Source organism: Candidatus Uabimicrobium amorphum (assembly GCF_009002475.1).
Taxonomy (GTDB): Bacteria; Planctomycetota; Uabimicrobiia; order Uabimicrobiales; family Uabimicrobiaceae; genus Uabimicrobium; species Uabimicrobium amorphum.
The window spans coordinates 9,196,963-9,218,390 of sequence record NZ_AP019860.1; the positions used below are offsets into that span (position 1 = coordinate 9,196,963).

General features: G+C 38.7%; 7 protein-coding genes. 2 read left to right on the plus strand and 5 right to left on the minus strand.

Annotated features, from left to right (window positions below; translation table 11 throughout):
• Positions 1-246: 246 nt before the first annotated feature.
• Together UABAM_RS32315 and UABAM_RS32320 are read left to right on the plus strand one after the other, a co-directional pair.
• Positions 247-8,814, plus strand: coding sequence for a tetratricopeptide repeat protein (locus UABAM_RS32315; RefSeq protein WP_151972334.1), 8,568 nt, complete (start codon positions 247-249; stop codon positions 8,812-8,814).
• Positions 8,815-9,204: 390 nt separating this feature from the next.
• Positions 9,205-9,768 carry a response regulator gene (locus tag UABAM_RS32320; RefSeq protein WP_151972335.1) on the plus strand — a complete coding sequence of 188 codons (564 nt, stop codon included), beginning with the start codon at positions 9,205-9,207 and terminating at the stop codon, positions 9,766-9,768.
• 94 nt (positions 9,769-9,862) lie between these two features.
• Here UABAM_RS32320 and UABAM_RS32325 read toward each other — a convergent pair whose 3' ends face one another.
• The 5 genes from UABAM_RS32325 to UABAM_RS32345 all read right to left on the minus strand — a co-directional run bounded on the left by UABAM_RS32325 (position 9,863) and on the right by UABAM_RS32345 (position 21,256).
• Positions 9,863-13,012 carry a hypothetical protein gene (locus UABAM_RS32325; RefSeq protein WP_151972337.1) on the minus strand — a complete coding sequence of 1,050 codons (3,150 nt, stop codon included), beginning with the start codon at positions 13,010-13,012 and terminating at the stop codon, positions 9,863-9,865.
• A gap of 98 nt (positions 13,013-13,110) precedes the next feature.
• A complete protein-coding gene (locus UABAM_RS32330; RefSeq protein WP_151972338.1) occupies positions 13,111-16,521 on the minus strand; it encodes a pilus assembly PilX N-terminal domain-containing protein in 3,411 nt (1,136 codons plus the stop codon).
• A gap of 616 nt (positions 16,522-17,137) precedes the next feature.
• Positions 17,138-18,058: a hypothetical protein gene (locus UABAM_RS32335; RefSeq protein WP_151972340.1), complete on the minus strand. Its 921-nt coding sequence runs from the start codon at positions 18,056-18,058 to the stop codon at positions 17,138-17,140.
• Between the two features lie 65 nt (positions 18,059-18,123).
• Entirely contained in the window at positions 18,124-19,209 is a 1,086-nt protein-coding gene (locus UABAM_RS32340) for a hypothetical protein (protein ID WP_151972341.1), read from the minus strand.
• A 166-nt stretch (positions 19,210-19,375) separates the two neighbouring features.
• Entirely contained in the window at positions 19,376-21,256 is a 1,881-nt protein-coding gene (locus UABAM_RS32345; RefSeq protein ID WP_173013705.1) for a hypothetical protein, read from the minus strand.
• Positions 21,257-21,428: the final 172 nt, after the last annotated feature.

A 21,428-nucleotide genomic window follows, 5' to 3' on the forward strand; every position in this document is an offset into this window, starting at 1 on the left:
TTTCTCGTTTCGTATACGGTCAGGGGAATAAACATATAGGGGGTGTTACATCAAGATAGTGTAGTTTTTTAAACGAGTTAATATAAGGGTTTTGGGCAATTTTGTTTGACGACGAATTAAAAAAAATATACACTCGTAATGGTACAAAGGCTTGCGGAAGACGGTCACTATTATTGAGGGTGCTGTTGTGGTCAGGTTCGGTGACGATTGTTATGACAGAATGTAGATATACCTGGGAGAGCATTTATGATAAGAGGTGAAGAATTAGAAAAGGCTTGGGCTGAGTTTCAAGATTCTCCACAAAATGAAGAACAATTTGCAGTTCTAAAGGAATCTTTTCTTGGCGTGGGAGATTGGAAAAAACTTGTAGAACTTTACTCTCTACATGTTGGTTTTGTTGAAAAGCGAGATCCCGAATTGGGTGCGAAGCTTTACGGCGAAAGAGCGAGCATTGAAGAAAAGTATCTATCACGTAGCGAGAATGCTTTTGCTTCTTATCAAAAATCATATGCTTTACAAAAACAAAACAATCCGTATATGTCCAGTTTCATACTGTTATGCAAAAGTATGAAAAACTGGGAAGTATTATGTAATATTTGGGAAGAGCAACTGCAAAATAGTAAATCAGACAACGAAAAGATAAGTCTACTTCAACAACTTGCGACATGTCACCTACAAGAGATAAAGAATCGTGAAAAAGCAAAAGAAATATTTCGACGTATTGTCGATGAGTTTCCCCACAACGAGGAAGCATTTGAAAAGTTGGAACTCCTGTATTTGGAAGATGACGATTACGAAAAGTTAATCGCGATGTATCGCCAGCAAATTCAAAGCAGTTCGGAAAATGACATAAAACTCAAGCGTTTGCAGCAAGTGGCTAGTATGTGCGAACAATTGCAGAAAACGGACGAAGCCATAAAGTTCTATATGGAAATACTCAGCTTGCAGCCGCAGCAAGAGTACGCATTAAACGCTTTAGAAAGTATATATACCGAAAAACAAGATTGGCAAGCAGTACTGGGAATTATGCGTAAGAAATCGCAGAGTTTATCTGAGCCACAACTATATGATTATTTGATCTCCATGGCGGATATTGCCGAAAACAAGCTAGGAGACAACGAGTTATGCGTTTCGTTTTTGGAAGGGGCGGTCGCCAAAGAAGATTTTGCTATTTTGACACGCTTAGAAAAACACTACAGCACATTACAAAATTGGCAAAAACTTGCGGGAGTTTATCAAAAACAAATTGAATTGGCGAGCGAGAGAAAGAAGAAACGCGAAGTTTATTTTGCGTTGGCAAAATTACACGAAGAGCATAACAGCAAGAGCGATGCCATTGCCTGTTTGTATAAAGCTTTGGAAGACTTTCCCAAAGATAAGGAAATACTTGAGCGCCTTAAGAGTATGCAGTCAGACGACGAAGATGGTCTTCTGGACATTTATCGTTTAGAGGTGAACTGGTTACAAGATCCGGCAAAGAAAGTGGATTTGTGGGGAAAAATGGGACAAATTCTACAAGGGAAAGAACGGTGGAATGAGGCAATTGCCGTTTACGAAGATATTCTCAAACTAGATGACGAAAACCTTCATGCATACGAAGAGCTTCAAAAAATTTGTGCCGAGGAAGATCAAAAAGAAAAGCTGTTACAGATTCTGGTGAAGAAAAGTAAGTTAGTACGCGGGGAAGAGCGCGTTGAAGTTTTCAATGAGATTGCGGAACTTTGTACGTTGTTGCGCAAGGAAGATGAAGCAATCGTATACTATCAAAAAATTAAGCAATTGCAACCCAACAACCGCAAAGTATTGTATTTGTTGGCGGACTACTATCGCGAAAAACAGGAGCATAAACAGCTCGTTGCCATTTTACAGCAAATCGTCAATGTGGATAAATCCATGTACGAGCATGGTTATATGGAAATGGCGGAAATTTACGAAAATCATTTAAATAACATTGATATTGCTTGCAAGAGCTATGAGAAAATTATACAGGCGGTACCTGACAATCTCGAAGCATATCGGCGCTTACGTTCACTGTACAAAAGAAATAATAAAAAAGCGGAGTATTTGCAAATAACATCAAAGTTAGCTTCTATTACACCAAAGTTTAAAGAAAAACTCGATCTGTTGTTTTCACTGTGTGACTTTTATAAGGAGCGTGATTTAGTTTCTAAGCTAGAAGAACAGCTGAAAAATGTTCTTGAAGTAGACAGTCACAATTCCAGAGCAGTTGAGTCTCTAAAAGCGCTGTATGAGAAAAAACAAGATTGGAAAAAATTGATCGCTGTTTTGCAAAAACAATCGCAAATGTGTAGCGAAATCGAAGATGTGATTGATATCTATTACAAAATAGCCACATTTTACCAAGAAAAATTGCGTGATGCAGATCAAGCAGTGCTCTATTTTGAAAAGATCAAGGCTTTAAAACCCGATTATGTAGATGTCCTGCGCAAACTGGAAGTATTATATACACAACTAGAGGCCTTTGAGAAACTCGTAAAAATATTACAGCAAAATTCATATTTGTCTGTAGAAGTTTCTCAGCGTGTCAATTATATTTTTATGGCAGGTATGATCCTAGAAGAGAAATTAAAAGAGCCTCAGCGCGCTATGTGGGCATATGAAAATGTTATTCTAAACGATCCCTACCATATCAATGCACTTGTTAGGTTAAAAAAATTATATAAAGGTGCAGGAGACGTTGACAAGTTAGAGGCCATATACGAGAAATTGAGCGTTGTCACCACTGACAATAACAAATTGATTGAGCTGTATCTCGACGCAGCGCAAATATGTGACAATAAAGCGCTGTATTACCAAAAAATTGTGGAATTAGACGCCAAAAATAAAGAAGCTTTGGAGCAACTGGCGTCTTTTTATCAAAGCGATGAAAATTGGGAAAAATTAATTGATATCCGTAAAAAACAACTCGAAATATGTAGTGAAAAACCAAAAATTATCGAATACCACACCCATTTAGCGCATATCTACAAAGAACATGTCGATTCACCATCGCAGGCAGCGGTACACTACGAACGAATTTTACACTCGGACAATAAAAATAAACAAGCCATTGAAAATCTTTTACAGATACACAGCGAAAACTGGGAGAAACTCTTGGGCATTTTGCAATTAAAAATGCGCATTTGTCCGGAAGAACGTCGTGAAATATTGTTGAAAATAGCCAATATATATCATCGCAAAACAATGCAATTAAACGAAGCGATTAAAGTATACAATGACGTTCTTGCTATCGACGAAAATGATCGACGTATCTTAGAGATTTTACGCAATCTGTATGGCGATATCGAGGAGTACCCCAAGGCTTTACAAATAGTTAATCGTGAGTTGAAGCTTGACATTTCTCACGAGTTAAAAGTTGAGTTGTTGCTGAAAAAAGCAAATTTAGCGCAACATCATATTAATCAACCCACCATGGCCGCGAGTACCTTAGAAGAGTTACTGCAAGTCGACCCTATGCACGAGGAGGCTTTTTATCGGCTGGAGTCGTTATATCATAAAAGAGAAGAGTACGATAAATTACTCAAGGTGTTACACAATAGATGCGAAGTGGATGAGAAAAGGCGACTGTCTTTAAAGTTAAATCAAGCGTATATCTGCGAAAAAACCGAAAAGTGGGATGAAGCTATTACCACATATAAGGAGATTCTGCAACTAAACGATAAGCACGAAGAAGCAAAAAAAGCTTTAGTTTCTATACTACGTACACAAAAGAAATGGGAACTTCTTATTGAGTTTTTTGAAGAGGAGCTTCAAAAAAATACCGACTATAAAGCGATGACCGATCTTTATAACAATTTGGGAAATATTTGGTCGGAGCAACTAAATAAATGTGATGAAGCCTTGGAGATGTACCAACAAGTTTTAGAGTTGGATTCTTCGAATTTACTGGCAATTCGTGGCTTACAGGCAATTTATGCGCGTCAAAAAAATACCGAAGCACTTTTGAAAATGTATATCCAAGAGTTGGAAGTGGAAAGTATAGAGCGCGAACGGCGCATTTGGTTGTATTTGATGTGCGGTGATACATATGAATTTGTTCTACATGACTGGGATCAAGCACACGAAAGTTACATCAAGGTTCTTTACAATGAACTCGATCCAAATAACTTGATAGCACTTCGCGGTTTACAAAGAGTTTATCGCGCGCAAAAGAAATACAGTGAGTTACAAGTCATGCTTCTCCGCGAGTTCCAGTTACAGACGGAGGACGCACGCGCTTTGCAACTACACCTCGAAATCGCGAAATTAAAAGAACGCTATCTCAAGGACCCCGAGGGAAGTATTGAGTACTACCGTGTTGTCCACGAAGCATGGCCCAATGATATTTTTATTATCAATAGCCTTGAAACACTTCTACATGGACAGAAAATGTGGAACGAGTATGTTGCTATTCTCGAAAAGAAAATTGAGTTAACAAAGCGCTATAAAAATGTATTGGAAGTACATGAAAGCGCGATGAAAACATATGGCAACTATTTGCGCGAGTGGCAAAAAGCCGTAGATCACGGTTTGGCAATACTTGAAATAGACGAAGGCTATTTACCGACCATACAATACCTACAAAAAATGTATAAAAAAATGGAAGAGGAAGAATCCTTTGCCGCAATGTGTGTGAAAGAAGCGAACCTTATTTACGAGATTGGAGATCGTAAACGAATTTGTGGATTGTATCTCGAAGCGGGTAAAATATACGCGTTACTCGATAAGAAAGAAGACGCGATTTTCTGTTTTGAAAGAATTTTAAATGTGAATCCTTCGCATTCTAAGGCGCTGATGAATTTGATTCAAATATATTCGGCGACGGGAAATTGGGAGCGTTTGATAAACGTATATGAATGGACGGCCCAGGTCTCTGAGCATGAAGAGGAAGTGGTGAATCTTCATTTAAAAATTGCCTATACTTGGGAAGATAAGTTGCAGGATAACTTAAAAGCTCTACCTCATTACCAGTATGCCTACAGCAAGAATTCTCAAAATTTAGCGGTAGTAAAAGGGTTACGGACACTATATGAGAAAATGAAGCGTTGGCCAGAAGCGGCAGCGATGCTATTAGAAGAAAGTGAACTCGAAGCAGAAGAGAAGAAAGCGAAGATATTTTTCCGCCTAGGAGAAATATGGGAGAAAAAGCTAAATTCACCCATCCAGGCACGAGATAACTACTTGAAAGTGATTGGGTATGGTTTCCACCGTAAGACAAGTGAAACATTGGTGGAGATTCAAGAAAAGTTAAATGATTACGAGGGCATGACGAAGATTTTAGAGGAAGACGCTCGGAAATGTGAACCGCAAGAGCGCTTAAATAAATATTTGCAGCTGGGGAAAATATATTGGTATAAGTTGCATAAAGCCGATGAAGCCATTCGCACGTATTCCAAAGTGCTGAAGGTTGATTCTCAGCACCCTGAAACGCTAAAAGTGATGGCGGAAATCTCAAAATATCGCAAAGATTGGAAAATGTATATTGGGATACTCAATCGCCAAACGCGCAATACCCAAGACCCGGAGGAATTGTACAATTTATGCGTGCAGTTGGGAGAAGTTTTTCATGAGCATCTCGGCGAAGGAAATCGTGCAATTGACTTTTACGAACAGGCCCTTGTATACAAAGAAGATTTACAAACTATCCGTAAATTGCAGTATGTTTACGAAGAGTGGGGATGTTACAAAAAATTGGTGGACTCCATCCTTTCTATTATCGATAGAGCTAACGGCCATGAAAAAATTGCTTTATACCATAAATTAGGGCACATATACGGCGAACGTATTTTTGACGATAATTCCGCAATAGGAGCTTATGAGAATATTCTCGATATTGAAGATGATATTGATGCTTGCTACGCACTAGCAAAGATCTATAAGCGCCAGTATATATGGGACAAACTCATTGGAATTTACGACAAGCTGATCGCCGATGCCAAACTACGTATGGATACAGAAGAACAGTTAAAAGTGCAACTGGATGCCGCTCAGACATATTATTATTACTTGGAAGACTACGATAAAGCATACAATTTGTTTAAAAGTTGTTTGGAACTTTCACCGAGCAATGATAAAGCATTTGATCTTTTGGAAGAAATTTTAGAAAAACGGCAACAATACAAAGAACTTGCAAATCTATTGACAAATAAGATGAACATCACCGAAGACGAGCAACAAAAAATAACGGTGTTACATAGATTGGCAAATGTATATATCGATAAACTGCAGCAACCAGAAAACGCAGTACACTACTACGAAAAAATCCTACAAATTTCGGAGACAGAGATACTTGCTCTAGAGAAACTCGAAGGTCTATATAGCCAAGAGCAAAATATTGAAGCGTTGATGAATGTCTACAATCTGAAGCTAAAAGCTGTAGAAGATCCCGCGGTAGTGTCTGACACATACTATAAGTTAGCATGTGTTTATTTGGAAAATTACCAGGATACCGAGCAAGCAACTGCACACTTGCGTATGTCTCTAAATGAAGACCCTGGGCATATCGATTCGATCAAGCTTCTTGCCGATATTTTGGTCGAAGAGCAAAATTGGGAACAAGCGATTGATTATATCCAGGCCGCTCTTGGTACCACAAAAAATCCACAAGAAAAATATTCTTTGCTCACCAAAGTCGCGAGTATTTACAAGTCCTCCATCAATGATTTGAGTAAAGCAAAAGGATATTACCTCCAGGCTTTGGATATTCAACCAAAATCAATAGAGCCGCTTTCCGAAGTGATCGCCATATATTCCGCAGATGAAAAATGGAAAGAAGCGGAAATTTTGTTAGAGCGTCTCATTTCGGTGTTGCCTGAGGAGGAAACAGACAAAATTGTTGAAGCATATTACGATTGGGGTGTGGCGGCACAGAAGCAAAAGAAAATTGATCAAGCGATCGGTTATTTCAAAAGTGCTGTGGAAAAAAACAATGAACATTTACCTTCTGTCTTGAGTTTGGCGAAAATTTACTTTAGCAAACAATCGTTCCATGAGTCTCTTACCTACTACGAAAAAGCGTATTCGTTGGAAAGTGAAGAGACAAATATCAATATCATTCACCAATCGGCGATATTGCACAAAATCTTAGGGAATATCGATAAGGCCATTGAGTTTTATCAGATGCTTCTCGATCGCAAATTTTCGCGTTTAGAGACTTTGAAGTCGTTGAGTTCACTATATTCCCTAAAGAAAGAATGGGATCGTGCCCTTCTATACCAACAGCAAGTGGTAAATGAGTCGCCAGAAGGTGAGGAATCTGTGGCATACGAAGAAATGGGTGATATTTACAAAGAACTCGATAATCTAGACAAAAGTATCGATTACTATCTCAAGGCCATCGAAAATGGTAAGAGCGATATTAAGTTAAAGAAAAAACTGGTGGCTCTTTACATTCGACAAAAAGATTGGGAAGCAGCACGCAATTACAATGATTTGTGTTTTTCAGAGCTACAAGAGGCCGAAGATAAAGAAGAAAATCGCAATTTACACGCGCGCATCTTGATTGGCTTAGGTCAAAAACGCGAAGCCGTTCATTGTTACCAAGAAACATTGAAGGTAAATCCTATATGTATAAAAGCAATTAAGGGAATTGCTGAGATATATCTTGCCGAAGAAAATTGGTCGGCTTTATCAAATTCCTACCGGGAGTTTTTGACGAATTTACCGGAAGACAAGAAGGAAAATGGTTTGCCAATTCATCTTGCTTTGGGATTTTTGTATCTGGAAAAAATTCAAAAAGATGACTTGGCTATTGAGCAATTTGAAGCAGTGTTGCAATTAGATCATGATCATACAGAGGCTCTTATTGCTTTGACAAAAATAAAAACCAAAGAACCGGCGAGTCAAGAAGAAGCGATTAAAGGACATTTTCGTATATTGAAGAAAGATTCCTTGCGTGTGGATTCGTACTTGAGTTTGCACGATCTTTTAGAGAAGACCGACAAAAAAAATCGCGCGATGAAGTGTTATCGTGCATATCAATATTTGAGCAATGAAAAAGTCGAAGTATCCAGTAAGTTGGTTCCGGTAAATAACGATTTGATTTCTTCTTTTATCATTCCGAAGCCAATACAAGAAGTGCGTGAAGTTATTTCGACTATTGAAGATTATTGCGAGAAAATATACCAAACCAATATAGAAGAAAAATTTGATATTAAAAAACGCGAACACTTGGGAGCGGAGCGTGTACAGCGGCCCATTTGGTACCATACACATAGTATTATGAAAGCAATGGGAATTCGCGACCTAAACATGTACATTACTGCGAAACACCGTAACAAAATTTTCTTAGAAAATACCAACCCACCAAGTCTTATCATATGCAAAAACTTGGTGGATAACTTGAGTGAGCAGTATCTGCGGTTTTTGATCGCAAAGTATTTATTTTATGTTTCGTTGAAACAGATATTAGTTCAAAAATTGGAAATGCACGAACTTCATGAACATTGGAAAATGATTTATTCTTGCTTTGGGAAAAATATGTTTGATTCGGCGGAATTTGGTGTCGATCAGAAAAAATTACGCAATTTAATACCACGTAAAACACGTAAGAGTTTAGAAGCAAAAGAAGACTTTTGGCAGAAGTTTATCAACTGCGACATCGAGCAATATGTACGATTTATGGATTATGCTTCTAATCGTTGCGCATTTACAGTGATTGATTCTCTCGAAACGTCGATAAATACCATCTACTTTTGGGAGATGGGGGTTCACGTGAAGAATAAACTTGAAGAATTGAGAGATATGGCAACGGTTCATGATTTATTGTTGTATAATATATCTGAGTCTTACGAACAGGTATTGAAACAGGATTAGCGTAGGGCGTGTCGAACGGCACCACCGATAGAAAATTTATAAATTCTCTAGTATACGCAGGTTTTTATTGTAGAATATAATCTATTTCTGGTGCGAAGCATTGCAAAATACGCCCTTCGACATGAATAAAATGTACTGATTTATTGTAGAATATAATCTATTTTTACCGTAGAATTTTATAGATAGCGCTCAAAAATGATAAAATTCTTTAAAAGTGGAAAAAAAAAAATTTTTTTAAATACATTTGCGGTGATAATGCTATATTATATAAGAGATTATTCTTAACCTAACTACAAGACAAGACTCATATAATTTAATGTAAGATATTCTTTGCAATATGTATTTTGGGTGCGTATAGGCAAAAAATATTTAATTTTTGAGGTTTCAAATATGCATGATAAAAAAGGTTTTACTACTGGTGAAGTAGCAGAACTCTGCCATGTAACCATTCCAACTGTCATTAAGTGGATTGAATCAAACGAGCTCGAAGGCTTTAAAATTCCTGGATCGAAAAACCGTCGTATTACCAGAGAAAATTTAATCAAGTTTATGAAAAAACACAATATTCCTATTGATCAGCTTCAAAAAAATCGCCCAAAGATATTAGCTGTCGATGATGAAGAAATTATACTTGAGGTTTTCCAAGGAATATTTGATGAAGATAGCTACGATATTCGCTGTGTATCAAGAGGTTTCGATGCTGGACTAGCCAAAGAATTTAAACCCGATGTCATCATTCTCGATATTTGTTTACCGGATATTGATGGTAATACCGTTTGTGAATATGTTCGCAACATGCCTGAAATGAAAAATGTACGTATCTTAGGCATTTCTGGAAATATTACCAAAAAAGAACTCAATGATTTGAAGAAGAGAAACTTTGACGATATCCTAGCGAAACCATTTGATAACGATTTACTTTTTGCAAAAGTGGAAAAATTACTTCGCAAGTAGTACGATGAACTACACTGGTATTAACTATGAAAGTAGTTTATAAACCTACCTTTTTTATTTTAGAAAAGGTAGGTTTTTTTATTATGTAACGCTTTTAACGAAGCTGTGAGTTTAATAGGTCAATATCGCTCAATGCTTCCTTGTATACATCGTACTTCGCATAAAAAACGCTCTTTTTTGACTTGTCTTTTTTCGGCTTGTTGGATTCATAGATGTAATACTCAGGCATCCATGTGCGTATTCGCAGCGATATCCCTGACTGAATCGTGTCTTTGCGATACAATTCACGTGCCTTTTCAAAATGAAGTTTTGCCTCACGACGCCAACTTACTTTCCATTTCTTTGGAAAAATTTTCTGCGTATCAAGATGGACTTTATACCAAAAAAGTCTGGCCATCAAATTGTGAGCATCCGCGCTATTTGGTGACTTTCTGAGAGCAAAAAACAGTTCTTTAAGTAGGGCGTTGAGCAACTCCTGCTTTGGTGCATCTGCAACATATAGCGCGCGACATGTGTTTTTTACAAGTTGCGCATGTGGATCGGGGTCTCTTTTTTTGTTATCTTTTTGCGGTTTATCCACCTTCGAAGGGCTTTTGGTTTTTTTCTTTTTTGCGTACATTTCTGCGAGTTCCGCATCACTCATTGAGTCGATATTTTTTACACGCAATGCTTTACGCTCACCTGTACTTCTTCCTGAAAAACTGACGGATACAAACAATACTGCTGCTATGAGGAATACCGTAGCACCACTTGCAATATACATACGCATTTTTTTGCGACGCTTCTCTATTTCCCCTTTGGGCATGACGCGACGGCGAACAACTTTTACCCGTGCCGATTCTTCTAAAGTTTTTGGACGTGATGTTCTTCCTGTTGCTTGCATGTCGTCTTCATCGTCCATACCACCATATTTTTGATTGTACGCCTTGAGCGCTTCTTCGTATGTCTTTTGTAATTTTAAACTTCGTTCTTCCGCCTCTTGGCTTTTCACATTTTCGACTTTTTCGAGAATGGCATTCTCTTGCAGGCCGTCCAGTTCTGATTGTAAACTATCAAAACCCAATACCGCGTCTGTTTCTTTTGGATCGGGTTTTCTGACTAGGGTTACTTGGCGACCATTGTCCCCTACTTTGACAAGGTCTGCGCCTTCGTCGAACATTTTTTTCGAACGTTCGGCAATCATATTAGGAGCAATACTATCACACATAATGATTGCCGCCCATCGCGGTTCTTGAACTTGTAGATCAAAACTTAGTGACTGGTTTTGTGAACCATTTGCCAGCACCTGGGTCATGGCTTCGAAGCAAGCAAAGCGCCATGTGTTTTCTGTTGGATCGTTTTGTCCAGAGTTGAAATACAAACTAATCATCTTCAGTAAACGTTTTTGGGCTTGTGGGTGATGAAGCGTATTACCAGTAAAACGTAGTTGACGTTTTCCATCAACGACTTTTCCACTTAAAATGGCTTTATTTTGCTTACTTTGGAACACTTCTAGTCGAAAACTACCGTCATTTTCAGAAATAAGACTTATGGTAAAACCCTGAGTTCTGTACATGGATGCTTGGTAATTTTCCCACAACAATGATACTAGTTCGATAAACAACTCTTTGTCGGGTAGGGAGTCAAATATGTCGCTACCATTGAGCAGTGTAAAGAGCGTTTTAAAGCGCTTTTCTAATCCTTCGTGAGGTGTGGCCTTAAATGTAAGCATATTACGCGTGTCTTGTACGCGTATTTCGATATTGATGTTCTCTTCGGTGATGGAAAATTCATTGAAGCTTTCCGCTAAGTGCAATTTCGCCTGTATCGGATGCGATATTTGTGCCGCTTTTAAGTATAAGCGCACTGAGGTTGTCAAGCTGTCTTTGTGTTTGGTAAATAGGTTCGGATATTTGGAAAGTAGTTGACTGAATCCGTTTACCGTAAAGTGCAGGTCTACTTCAAATTTTAAAAATTGTTTTTCGAGAAGAGCAATGGTAAAGCTTCCCTGGGCATCGGGTTGTGTTTCACATTGGGGAAGGTATTCTATGATTTGCTCTAGGTCTTCATCAATAACATGCGATAGTTCACCACCAAGGAACATTGACGTTTTGCGCATGCGGTCTTGGTCGGTATTCAGGTAGTAAATGTATGTTTCGTTTGGTTTTCCACGGTTATGCAAATAACGCGACATGACGTATTCGGCAAATAGATCGTAGTCGTAACCTTTGGTGATCATTTGTGGAGACAATATGCGTAAACCGGGGTCCGTCGCTGGTATAATGTGATTGATTTTTTCACCACGGCTTTTGAGAACGTTCTGCTTTATTGCGGTGGCTTCGCTGATTTCATCAACGATAACGAGATCAGGAGAAAAATAGTCAATGGTTTTTAGGGCGGAGTCATGACCTTGTACTGTGTGCAAGAACAAAGGCTTTGGTGGGTCATTTTTTTGCGACGCAGAGGTAATTGCCGCTAATTCTTTTTGGATCTTACTTTCGTTGTCACTGTCACGGCTGGAGATCACCCGGATCATGTTACCTATTTCGTTGATCGTTTGCCCTTTGAGGATTTTTTTTAATTGCCACGACTGGAAAAGTCCAGAGGTAACAAAGAAAATTCCTTTTGAAGAGACACTTAAATTGTATTCTTCCAGAGCTTCGGTAATGGCACTTAGAAATCTTTGGTTGAGAATAAACAAATCGGCGATGTCGAGAACAATGGCTCCTGATATGGGAACCCATGAATTGCAGATACCAGTATCGAAAACATTGGCAACTTCTAGCATGCGTCCAGAAGGTTTTATCTCTTCTAAGGATTGGATAATTTTTTTTGCGGCATGCTTTGAGGCGTTCGCAACATGGCCACTAAATTTTATGTATGCGACATTTCCCAATTCACGACGAACGATTTTTGGTGTAAGGAATGAGTCATCGGCAAGCCATGCCAGAGCTTTATCCATATCCGTAGTCGCTAAATCATCATTGATAATGTTATCCCATATTCTCCCCCATTTCAAAGCTTCCTGAGGAATAAATAGGTATTCCTTGTTTTGTTGAAAAAACTGCAAAAATTCTTTGATACTTCTTTTCGATACAGCAGTGTTTCCTGGTAAGGTGATGAGTATTTTCTTATTTTTCTCTTGGGCGCGTAAAGTTCGTTTTTTGAGATATTCGAATATATCAGGGGTTATTTTTGTGTTTTTGGGAATTTCAACGCAATCGTGTTTTTCATAACTTTGATGAGATAGACGAATTTTAGCCATTTTTGTGACCTCATAATAGGTATAAAGCAGTGATTGGGGGGAAGTACTATGGGAATTTTCCCATAGTACTTTATTTGTAGAAACTACATTCTAATTCATTATTGAATTTCAGTATCTCTAAGCACAGGATACCTTTTCAACATAAGTAATGTCACCGAATCTAAAGTTGCGCAGCGCGCTCCTTGTAGTTCGTTCGTATTGTTCACTGGTTGCTTTGGACGCGGTGAAGTAAATTCGAAAGTATAATCGACTTGCTGCGAATTTATATTGGTATTACCAATGATATCACCGGCAACAACCAATTCTCTTTGCTGAGAATCTTCGGTAGTGGTGTTATTTTGGTTAACTCCTTGCGAAGTACCATTTACCGTTACGGAAGACAAGCGAACGCTTGGAAAATCGGAGTCATCATCCGCATCTTGTCGATAAGGAGGATACGATGTCCAGCGTATAGCAGCGATCACAGCATCGTCGTCGTTTAAGTTAAATGAATTTGTGTATGTCGTGGTTTCCGGAAAACGACGGCGGCTGTCCCCACTTGTCGTGGCAAAGTTTTTACTCTCTGAAGAGATAAACTGATCAATGGTTGCGTTTCCTGGCATGTGGATGTGGTCTCCGTCTTCATTGAAGTGGAAATACCCACCTTTTTTTGCCTGTGCACGAGGAAATCCGTTTATGAACATACCATCGAGTGGTTCTCTTTCGTTGAGTAAACAGTATTCATTGTTGAACGCCAACTCATCTACTTCTTCGATTGTTGCAATGTTTGGTGTTACTTTTTCGTCATTGACAAATAGGTCTATAGATGCGTTTCCATTCAGAGTGTCATCCCAAACAAGACGTAGGTGATACCATTCATGTGCCTTAAATGGGGTTGTTCTCATGATAACGTCGCGACGCGGTACTTTGCGGTTGGCAAAATCGACTTCTGTATCAAAGAAAGCTCCGTAAGGTGTTTGGCCAGTTAATGGAAAACATAGAGCATAGTATAGCCTTGTGGCACGTAGTTCTCCTAAGGCGTTTATATACAAATATGTTTGCGTTCCTTCACGAAAAAATATATCGGTACGTCCGAAAAGGTCGTTGCCTTGGGAGTCGTTTGCGACACGTCCTTGACGAAAACCACTCGCAGTTGTCGCGCCAAATAGACCACAAGCGATGGAGTTTCCATTAATGTCGTCGGTATTATCGGCATCGAATTTTACCCAAAATTGGACAGATCCATTGCGATTTCCCATCTTACTCTCTCCAGAAGTATTTCCTGAACGTAGATCTGGTTGGGAATTTCCGACACTACGGTTCGCGAGATAAGAGGATACGTTGTCTCCACCAGAACTAGTGGTGAAATCTTCGAAGCACGTTTCGATTAGGTAACGCTCTAAACTGTCATTTTGGCGAAGACCTATTGCGGCATCGGAAGGACTCACTTCACGTACAAAGTCAGGCGTGTAATACATTCTTCGTGAAACTAAGCCGTCATATGTGATATTGTTGCCTGGTTGACGAACCGTATTTTTCGCCTCCATAATAAATGGTAGCCCCTCAAACGATTTTATCAGAGAATTGTTGGCAGCTCTGACATTGTACTTGATGGTTTTCGCACCTCCAGGGTTTACCGTTTGGGTTGTCCATTGTGCGGGCGATTTATAAGTACCGTTGGTGTTGAATCGATTTTGTTGCTCGTTGTTACCCGCTGCGACAAAGTTGTTACCGGAAGAGAAACTGTTGCCGCCACCGGTTCTATTACCGTTACCGGGGTTGTCTCCGTTGATGTCTAAAATCGGATTGGGTTCTACCGCACCAGCGAACAGATCCTCATCAACAGGGGCTCCTACTGCTCTTTGATGAGCAATGTTGTTTGGTGAAGTCACTGTGGTGGCGAGACCTGTGTCTGGCTCGAAGTCACTTTGTGTTGTATGCGTTACTTCGCGACCAAATTCTGCTACGGTTTCGATAATCGATATACCGGTAACTAGGTTACCTTGTTGTGCGGTGGTACGACCTACAGATGTAATCTCAACACTACCCACAGAAGAAGGTACTAGCTCTAAAGTGTGAGAAGGATTTGTCTGTAAATTAGTACCATCGCTTTCAATACGTACTAAATCAGAAGTACTTACGCGGCGGAATGCTCCGGCATTGGGATTCCAAAAATTTTCAACGGTATTTGGGTTGAAGTTACTACGCAGCATATCGCGTACAGCTTGGTTCCATACTTGCTGTGAAACTACAGGGCTACCTGGGTTTAAGCCTGTGTTTTTGACCACAGTTGCCGCATTGATAGCACCATTGGTAGGGTCACCAAGATTTGGAACAGGAATGTTGATATTTTGCGCATTGAAAAACTCATCAATTTCACCTTGGTCCAAAAACGGATTGCCATCCACTTCGCGACGACGAATAATTTCGTCGGCAAGTGCTTCGGCCTCTGCTTGAGGAATTGCAATTTCAAACTGGGCTATGTCGTTACGCAGAGTTGTTTCTACTCTAATCGCATTGTTACTAAAGGTTGGATCATCATCATCTTGGATTTGACTAGCAAAAAAGTTAGCGCGACCGCGAATGTTGACAATCAAAGCGATCAAAACATCTCGTGATGCGGTGTTTATGTTCACCGGAGCACGTGCTTCATGGTAGTATTCGGGAGCATCGCGTAGGTCGAGAGCATCTTCGACACTTACTGCGACCGTACTTGTATCGATAATAGAAGAGGTTGTAAGATTGCTCAAAAATCTTTCCGCACCCGCAGATCCTTCAAAACCAGCAACGTCTGTATTTATTTTGGTTTCTACTTCTTGCATACTGGTAAAGCGCGTACGTGTGTTTGGATTCAGAGGGGTATTGAGAACAGCACTTGCCAATGCGTTGTGGAAATTCGCATCCGATGCCGGAAAAGCCAATTCTGCAAGTGTTAATAACAGGCGTCGCATGGTCTCGGCACTTGGAACCACTGTCGCAGCGTCGGTTCTTAGTGTTACGTTACCATTGGCATTGACGTTCACGGGAATAAAACTATTTACATTGAGTTTACCCGAGGAGTCTTCTAGTTTTAGCGAATAAAAATTACCATGTAATTCGCTGGTTCCAAAGATATCTCCACCAATAGTACGACCAACAAGCCCTGAAACCGTAAAAGGATCATTGTTGTCACCGTCATTGTATAGATCGATGTCTAATTCCAAAGAGATTGGTTCAGGTGTCTGACTCGCAAGGAATACATCGCGGTCTGAGTTCGCCGGATATTGTAAGGTAACACCATTGACTGGTGGTTCGCTTAATCCAATGCGACCTGTTCTTCTTATGTTATCGTAAATGAGTGCTAATGCATGATCCACCCCAGCATAAGCAGTTAGCTTGGCGTCGACAGTGGACGCATAATTACTGGCCGCTGTACGTTCATAGCCTGTTAAGCGTACGAAAGTAACGGCTGTTGTAGATAAAACCAACATAATGCTTGTTACTATGATTAGGGTGATACCTTTGCGTTCTTTATTTTTTAACTTTTTCATGTTTTTTTTAAAACACATCCTATAGATGCGTAAACCTCCTTCTAATGAATTGTATTTAAGGAGTAGAAAGTGAAATCTTGTTCACTAAATTTTATTTCATTCTACAATAAAATAAAAGGAGTGTAAAGATTTAAATGTGTTTGTTTGTATGCGTTTAACTGTATATTATAGTGGGGAGTAGGTGGGAAATTATTCTGTGAATTTTGTGAGTTTTTTATGGTTTTTTACGAATTTTTTTGTGTGATAATCGAAATTTAGGTGGTTGAGATCGGGGGCATTCCTATTTTTGTTATCTATCTCGAAATGTCATTCCTACGAAAGCAGGAATCCAGCAACGGATAAACCTCAGTTTTATTGAGACGGAACTACCACAAGGTGTCATTCCTGCGAAAGCAGGAATCAATGCCATTAAGTTAAGGAAAATTTTTGATATTACAAGGGATACAGAGTCTATAATGCTCACAGTCCCCGACATATAAGGCTCACAAATTCATGTCATTCCCGCGTAAGCGGGAAACCAGCAACATAAAATTGACTTGTAAACTCTGGATCCCTATCAAGTCAGGGATGACACCTTTTGTAGTTTGTAGTTCCAGCCTGGTTGCACCTCGACGTATTATTTTGGTGGTGGTATGAAGCCCAGTTCTTTTTTGAGAGAAATGCCCATTTCCTTGGCGCTACTGCGATGAATACCCTCAATAATTTTGTTTAAACTCTTACGACTCTTGATCGCAAACGGATCGATCCCTGACATAGAGGTGGCATCTTGCTTTAAACCGTGGCGCTTATAAAGAATCATTGTCGAGGTTTTACCTATACGCACGAGTAGATCACAATAATATTTCATACCGTTTAAAGTATAGTTGTATTTGGGATGGTAGACTCTTGCTTGGCGAATCTCTAATTGTTTTTTTTCATTATTTATCTTTTGCAAGTACTCCGTGTATAGCCATTGGCGCCATTTTTGGCGACGAAAACCTCTGTTTCTATACTCAACGACTTCTTGTTTCTTGAGTATTTTGTATAGCCTGTTCAGTTCTTTCATGCGCTCGATGTAAAATTCTTGAATTTCTTTTTGCTGTTTTTGTACTTGGTTTTTTTTGCCAATAGAAAAAGTTTTTTGGGCAATAGCAAGTCGTGTTGCCGAGGAAAATTTTTTCCAGCGTGCTTTAAATTTAGAATTTTGTTCTTCTACCACCATTTCGATGTATACATTGTAATCACCATACAATACTTCTTGTGCTGGCTTATTTAAGGGCTCAAATTTTTTTTTGGCGTAGTAACGACCTTCATTTTCTTTTACGGTGACGGTGTATGAGCCTATCTTTCTACCCTCGTATTGTAAGCGAATTTGAAATTTGACGTCTTTGAATATTCTTTTGGCAAAAATGTTAATCGACAAACTAAGTTCATTCGCCCAAGGATAGGGAACCACTTTTAAATCAAGCGTTTTTACTTTGACAAACTTTGTTGCTTCTTGCGAATGGAGAGAAATGAATGTGGTGATAAAGAATATACATAAAATTTTTTTTATCATAATGAACTCGCTAACAATATTGATGATAACAATGGTTCCTCAAAGGAACCATTGTGAAAAAAACATTATTCTGTTGACTCGTTTCTAACTAGAGTACCGATTGTAATGCCATCTATCCCCATAAAGAGATAGTATTTTGCATTTTGAGATATTTTCATCGCACCCAGTGTTTCATTTTTGATAAAACGTTGTAGTAGATATCTATCTTTTTCTATACCAACATAAGCATTGAAAGTTTTGCGTTTTAGATCTGTTTTTAGGACAACAAGTCGGTCTTTTACTAAAAATGGATAGGTGAAACGATCATTTTCTCTACCGATGGTATATTTTTCGCCAGTTGTAAAATTTTTCAGAAAGTGATGATAATGTCCATCTGCATCTCTGGTGATGTAAAAAATACGTTCATCGGTGGCGGCAAAGGTCGATATTATGTGTTCTTTATCAACTGGAGTGAGTTTTTTATTGCGAAGTTCCATTAGAAATGTCTTTTTTTCTACCTGATCAATTAATGAGAAATAAAAGAGATCGCCTGAGACATAGAAGTTTGTTCTTACAGTTCCTCTATTGGAAAATCGATATTTAAATAAATAGTCTAAACTCGCTTTTCTTTGGAAACGAACACCTTTTTTGGTAAAGGCGATTCTTGCAACATAATCACCTAACCAGTTTTGTTCTTCATCGTAAAACCAACCCGTAGCGTATAGTTTACTTTTGTGACAAAAAACAAATGGTCCTGCCTTGAATCCTTTTTGTCCTTGCTGGTATTCAAATTCCACTTTTTTTCTGTTGTTGCGCGGATCTACACGGATTATTTTGTTTCCGCGGTTTCCCACGATAAAAATGCGATGCCTATCACTGTCATAAGCAACATTGACCAAGTGATAGATCTTAAGCGGTATGCGATCAATCGTTTCTAGTTTCTTATCTTTAAAACGAAAAATGATTAGGTCATATGCATTACCTCTTGCAATTTTTTTGACATCGTATACTCGTTCTGTTGCAAAGAAGTAGCTTGCATCATTAGAAACAGCGCATGGATTAAGGATTTTGTAGTCGACTTTATATTGAGATATGTCATCGACCGAAACCTTGTATTTATCTGCAAAAATACAGGTTATTAATATTAACAAAATTGTTAACAGCTTTTTCATGTTTTCCCCTATTTTTATTAACAGTAATGTATTTTCTGTAAGAATTATGTCATACAGGAAATGTGATTACAAGTACTCTACGGGTATTTTACGCAATAATCCAAAAAAAAAAGAGAGTATTATGTCAAGCATAATACTCTCTTTTACATGTGTCAATCTCTACAGATTATTTTCTCTTTTTTACACGGAAAACACTTGGATACCAATCCCACATGGTGCGTTCTTCACCATCAATTGTGAATTGAGAAACAAAGTTGTCGTGCTCTACTTTGAGTTCTGTAATCTTAAGATCAGCTAGAGACTGAATTTCACCTGCATCTACTTTAGCGTTTAGGTTCTTGTCTTGCCATACACTTAGAGTAGAAAGTTCTTGACCTTCTAGAGTACCATTTTCGTCAGCGTCTAGAGATCTCATTTTTTCGTAACCGTTGATGAAACCATCAGCATCACCAAACAATTGTGCGCCACTTACTGGCTTGCTTGAATCATACTGAATTAGAAGACCATCGTTTTTGCCAACCCACTCGGTAAGATCTACGAAACCGTCGCCATTGATATCGAACTCAACAACGCGTCCATCTTTGTAAACGTGTGGTAGGTAAACACCGTTAGAAGCTTCTAATTTTCCATCGCCATCCATATCAAGAACGATTGGACTTGTGAATACGTGATCGTAAAGTTCGTATGTACGGTCACCAACTGTGATTCTAACACTTTCGAATTGACCAGGGGTACCACCGAAAGTTCTTGTGTTGAAACTACTTCCATTTTGTATTCTTGTTACGTTTTCAGACTGACTGATAACTGGATTGTCGTCAGATTGATCGATACCTACAAGTCTTCCGTCTAGTCCAATAGCGAAACTACTTGTTGTGAAAGTATTTTCTGTTTCGAAATCAGCTAGTTGGTTAGCATCGTTTTGGTTTAGTTCACGATCTTGTAAATCGTTAAGAGTTGTTTGACCATTAACGAATAGATCTGTTCGTGGCTCAAGAGAATCTTGAACAGCTGTTTCTTGTGAAGAAGGAAATACTGCCAAGAAGAAATCTAGGTCACGTGCCAATTGTGAGCCAGAAAAACGATTTTGTAGATCTTGGATCATGCTTACGATAGATGCAGTTCCACGATCGAAATTTGCACCAGGTAGACTCAATGGATTCAATACGTCTAAACGAATTCTGTTTGTTTGAGTTGGAGATTGAAAAGTTGAGTCAAGCGCTCCATCAAAGTCAGGAGTAGTGTTGATTTCACTACTTTGATCATTATTGATTGTTTCAATGTTCTGAATTTCTTCAAGAGTAGATTCTCTTACAAATTTGAAGTCATTCAAGAATTCTTGTTGTGTAAACTGTAGTCTATCAAGAATTCTTTGAGCTGTTGGAACTGCAGAGTTTGTGTCATCGATTTGAGCCAAATTATCTGTTGTTTCTTGTTGTGTACTGCCGTCTGGCAATGTGTTTGTAGAAACACTGTTTGGGTCGATTCCTGTTTGTAGCTCAAGCTTAATAGCGTTGTTTAAGTCTACAAAAAACTCTTCATGTAAGTTACTTACTTGATCATAGAAAGAATCAATTACACTTTGTGGTGCATTTGCAAGAATAGCTTGGTTTTCAGGTGCAACAAACTTACTTACGTCATTGTTTACATCACTGATGAACTCAAGAACTCTTTGTTGTAACTGAGGTGCCAAGTTTTCAGCTATGTCAAGTTGCTTTTCGTTTCTGTCAATGCGAGACTCGTCTGAGTCGCCAGCAAATGTAGGAAGGTTTAAAGCTTCTTCGAAACGTTCAACTTCTCTAATAGCTGCTTCAGACAATCTTTCCACTGCGTTATCATCAAAATTTGTTTCTTGATCGTTAGAACCAAATTTATCGAAATCAGCTAGGTCAGCTTTAATAATTTCAGCTAGAGTTTCTGGCTCAGGTACTGGAGCTGGAGCTGGCTGAGTAATCGGTGGAGCAGGTTGTGGTTGTTGTTGCTGAACTTGGTTTTGTGCTTGAACTAAGTTAATAGATCTAACACCACAGCACCAAGCGGAAGCAGTCATTGTAAAAACCATTAACATTATTATGCAATTTTTAATCATATGTGAAGTCCTTTCAAAAAAGAACAATTCTTAATATGCAAATTTAATTTGCATGTTACTGTTCTCGAAAAATCTTGTTTTTTGAGAACTTTTTAGATTTAAACTATTAAACTAATAGTGCGAAGGCAATGCA

Coding starts and splice junctions, on each gene's coding strand:
- UABAM_RS32315 (WP_151972334.1), top strand. CDS start 247: ATGATAAGAGGTGAAGAATTAGAAAAGGCTTGGGCTGAGTTTCAAGAT.
- UABAM_RS32320 (WP_151972335.1), top strand. CDS start 9,205: ATGCATGATAAAAAAGGTTTTACTACTGGTGAAGTAGCAGAACTCTGC.
- UABAM_RS32325 (WP_151972337.1), bottom strand. CDS start 13,012: ATGGCTAAAATTCGTCTATCTCATCAAAGTTATGAAAAACACGATTGC.
- UABAM_RS32330 (WP_151972338.1), bottom strand. CDS start 16,521: ATGAAAAAGTTAAAAAATAAAGAACGCAAAGGTATCACCCTAATCATA.
- UABAM_RS32335 (WP_151972340.1), bottom strand. CDS start 18,058: ATGATAAAAAAAATTTTATGTATATTCTTTATCACCACATTCATTTCT.
- UABAM_RS32340 (WP_151972341.1), bottom strand. CDS start 19,209: ATGAAAAAGCTGTTAACAATTTTGTTAATATTAATAACCTGTATTTTT.
- UABAM_RS32345 (WP_173013705.1), bottom strand. CDS start 21,256: ATGACTGCTTCCGCTTGGTGCTGTGGTGTTAGATCTATTAACTTAGTT.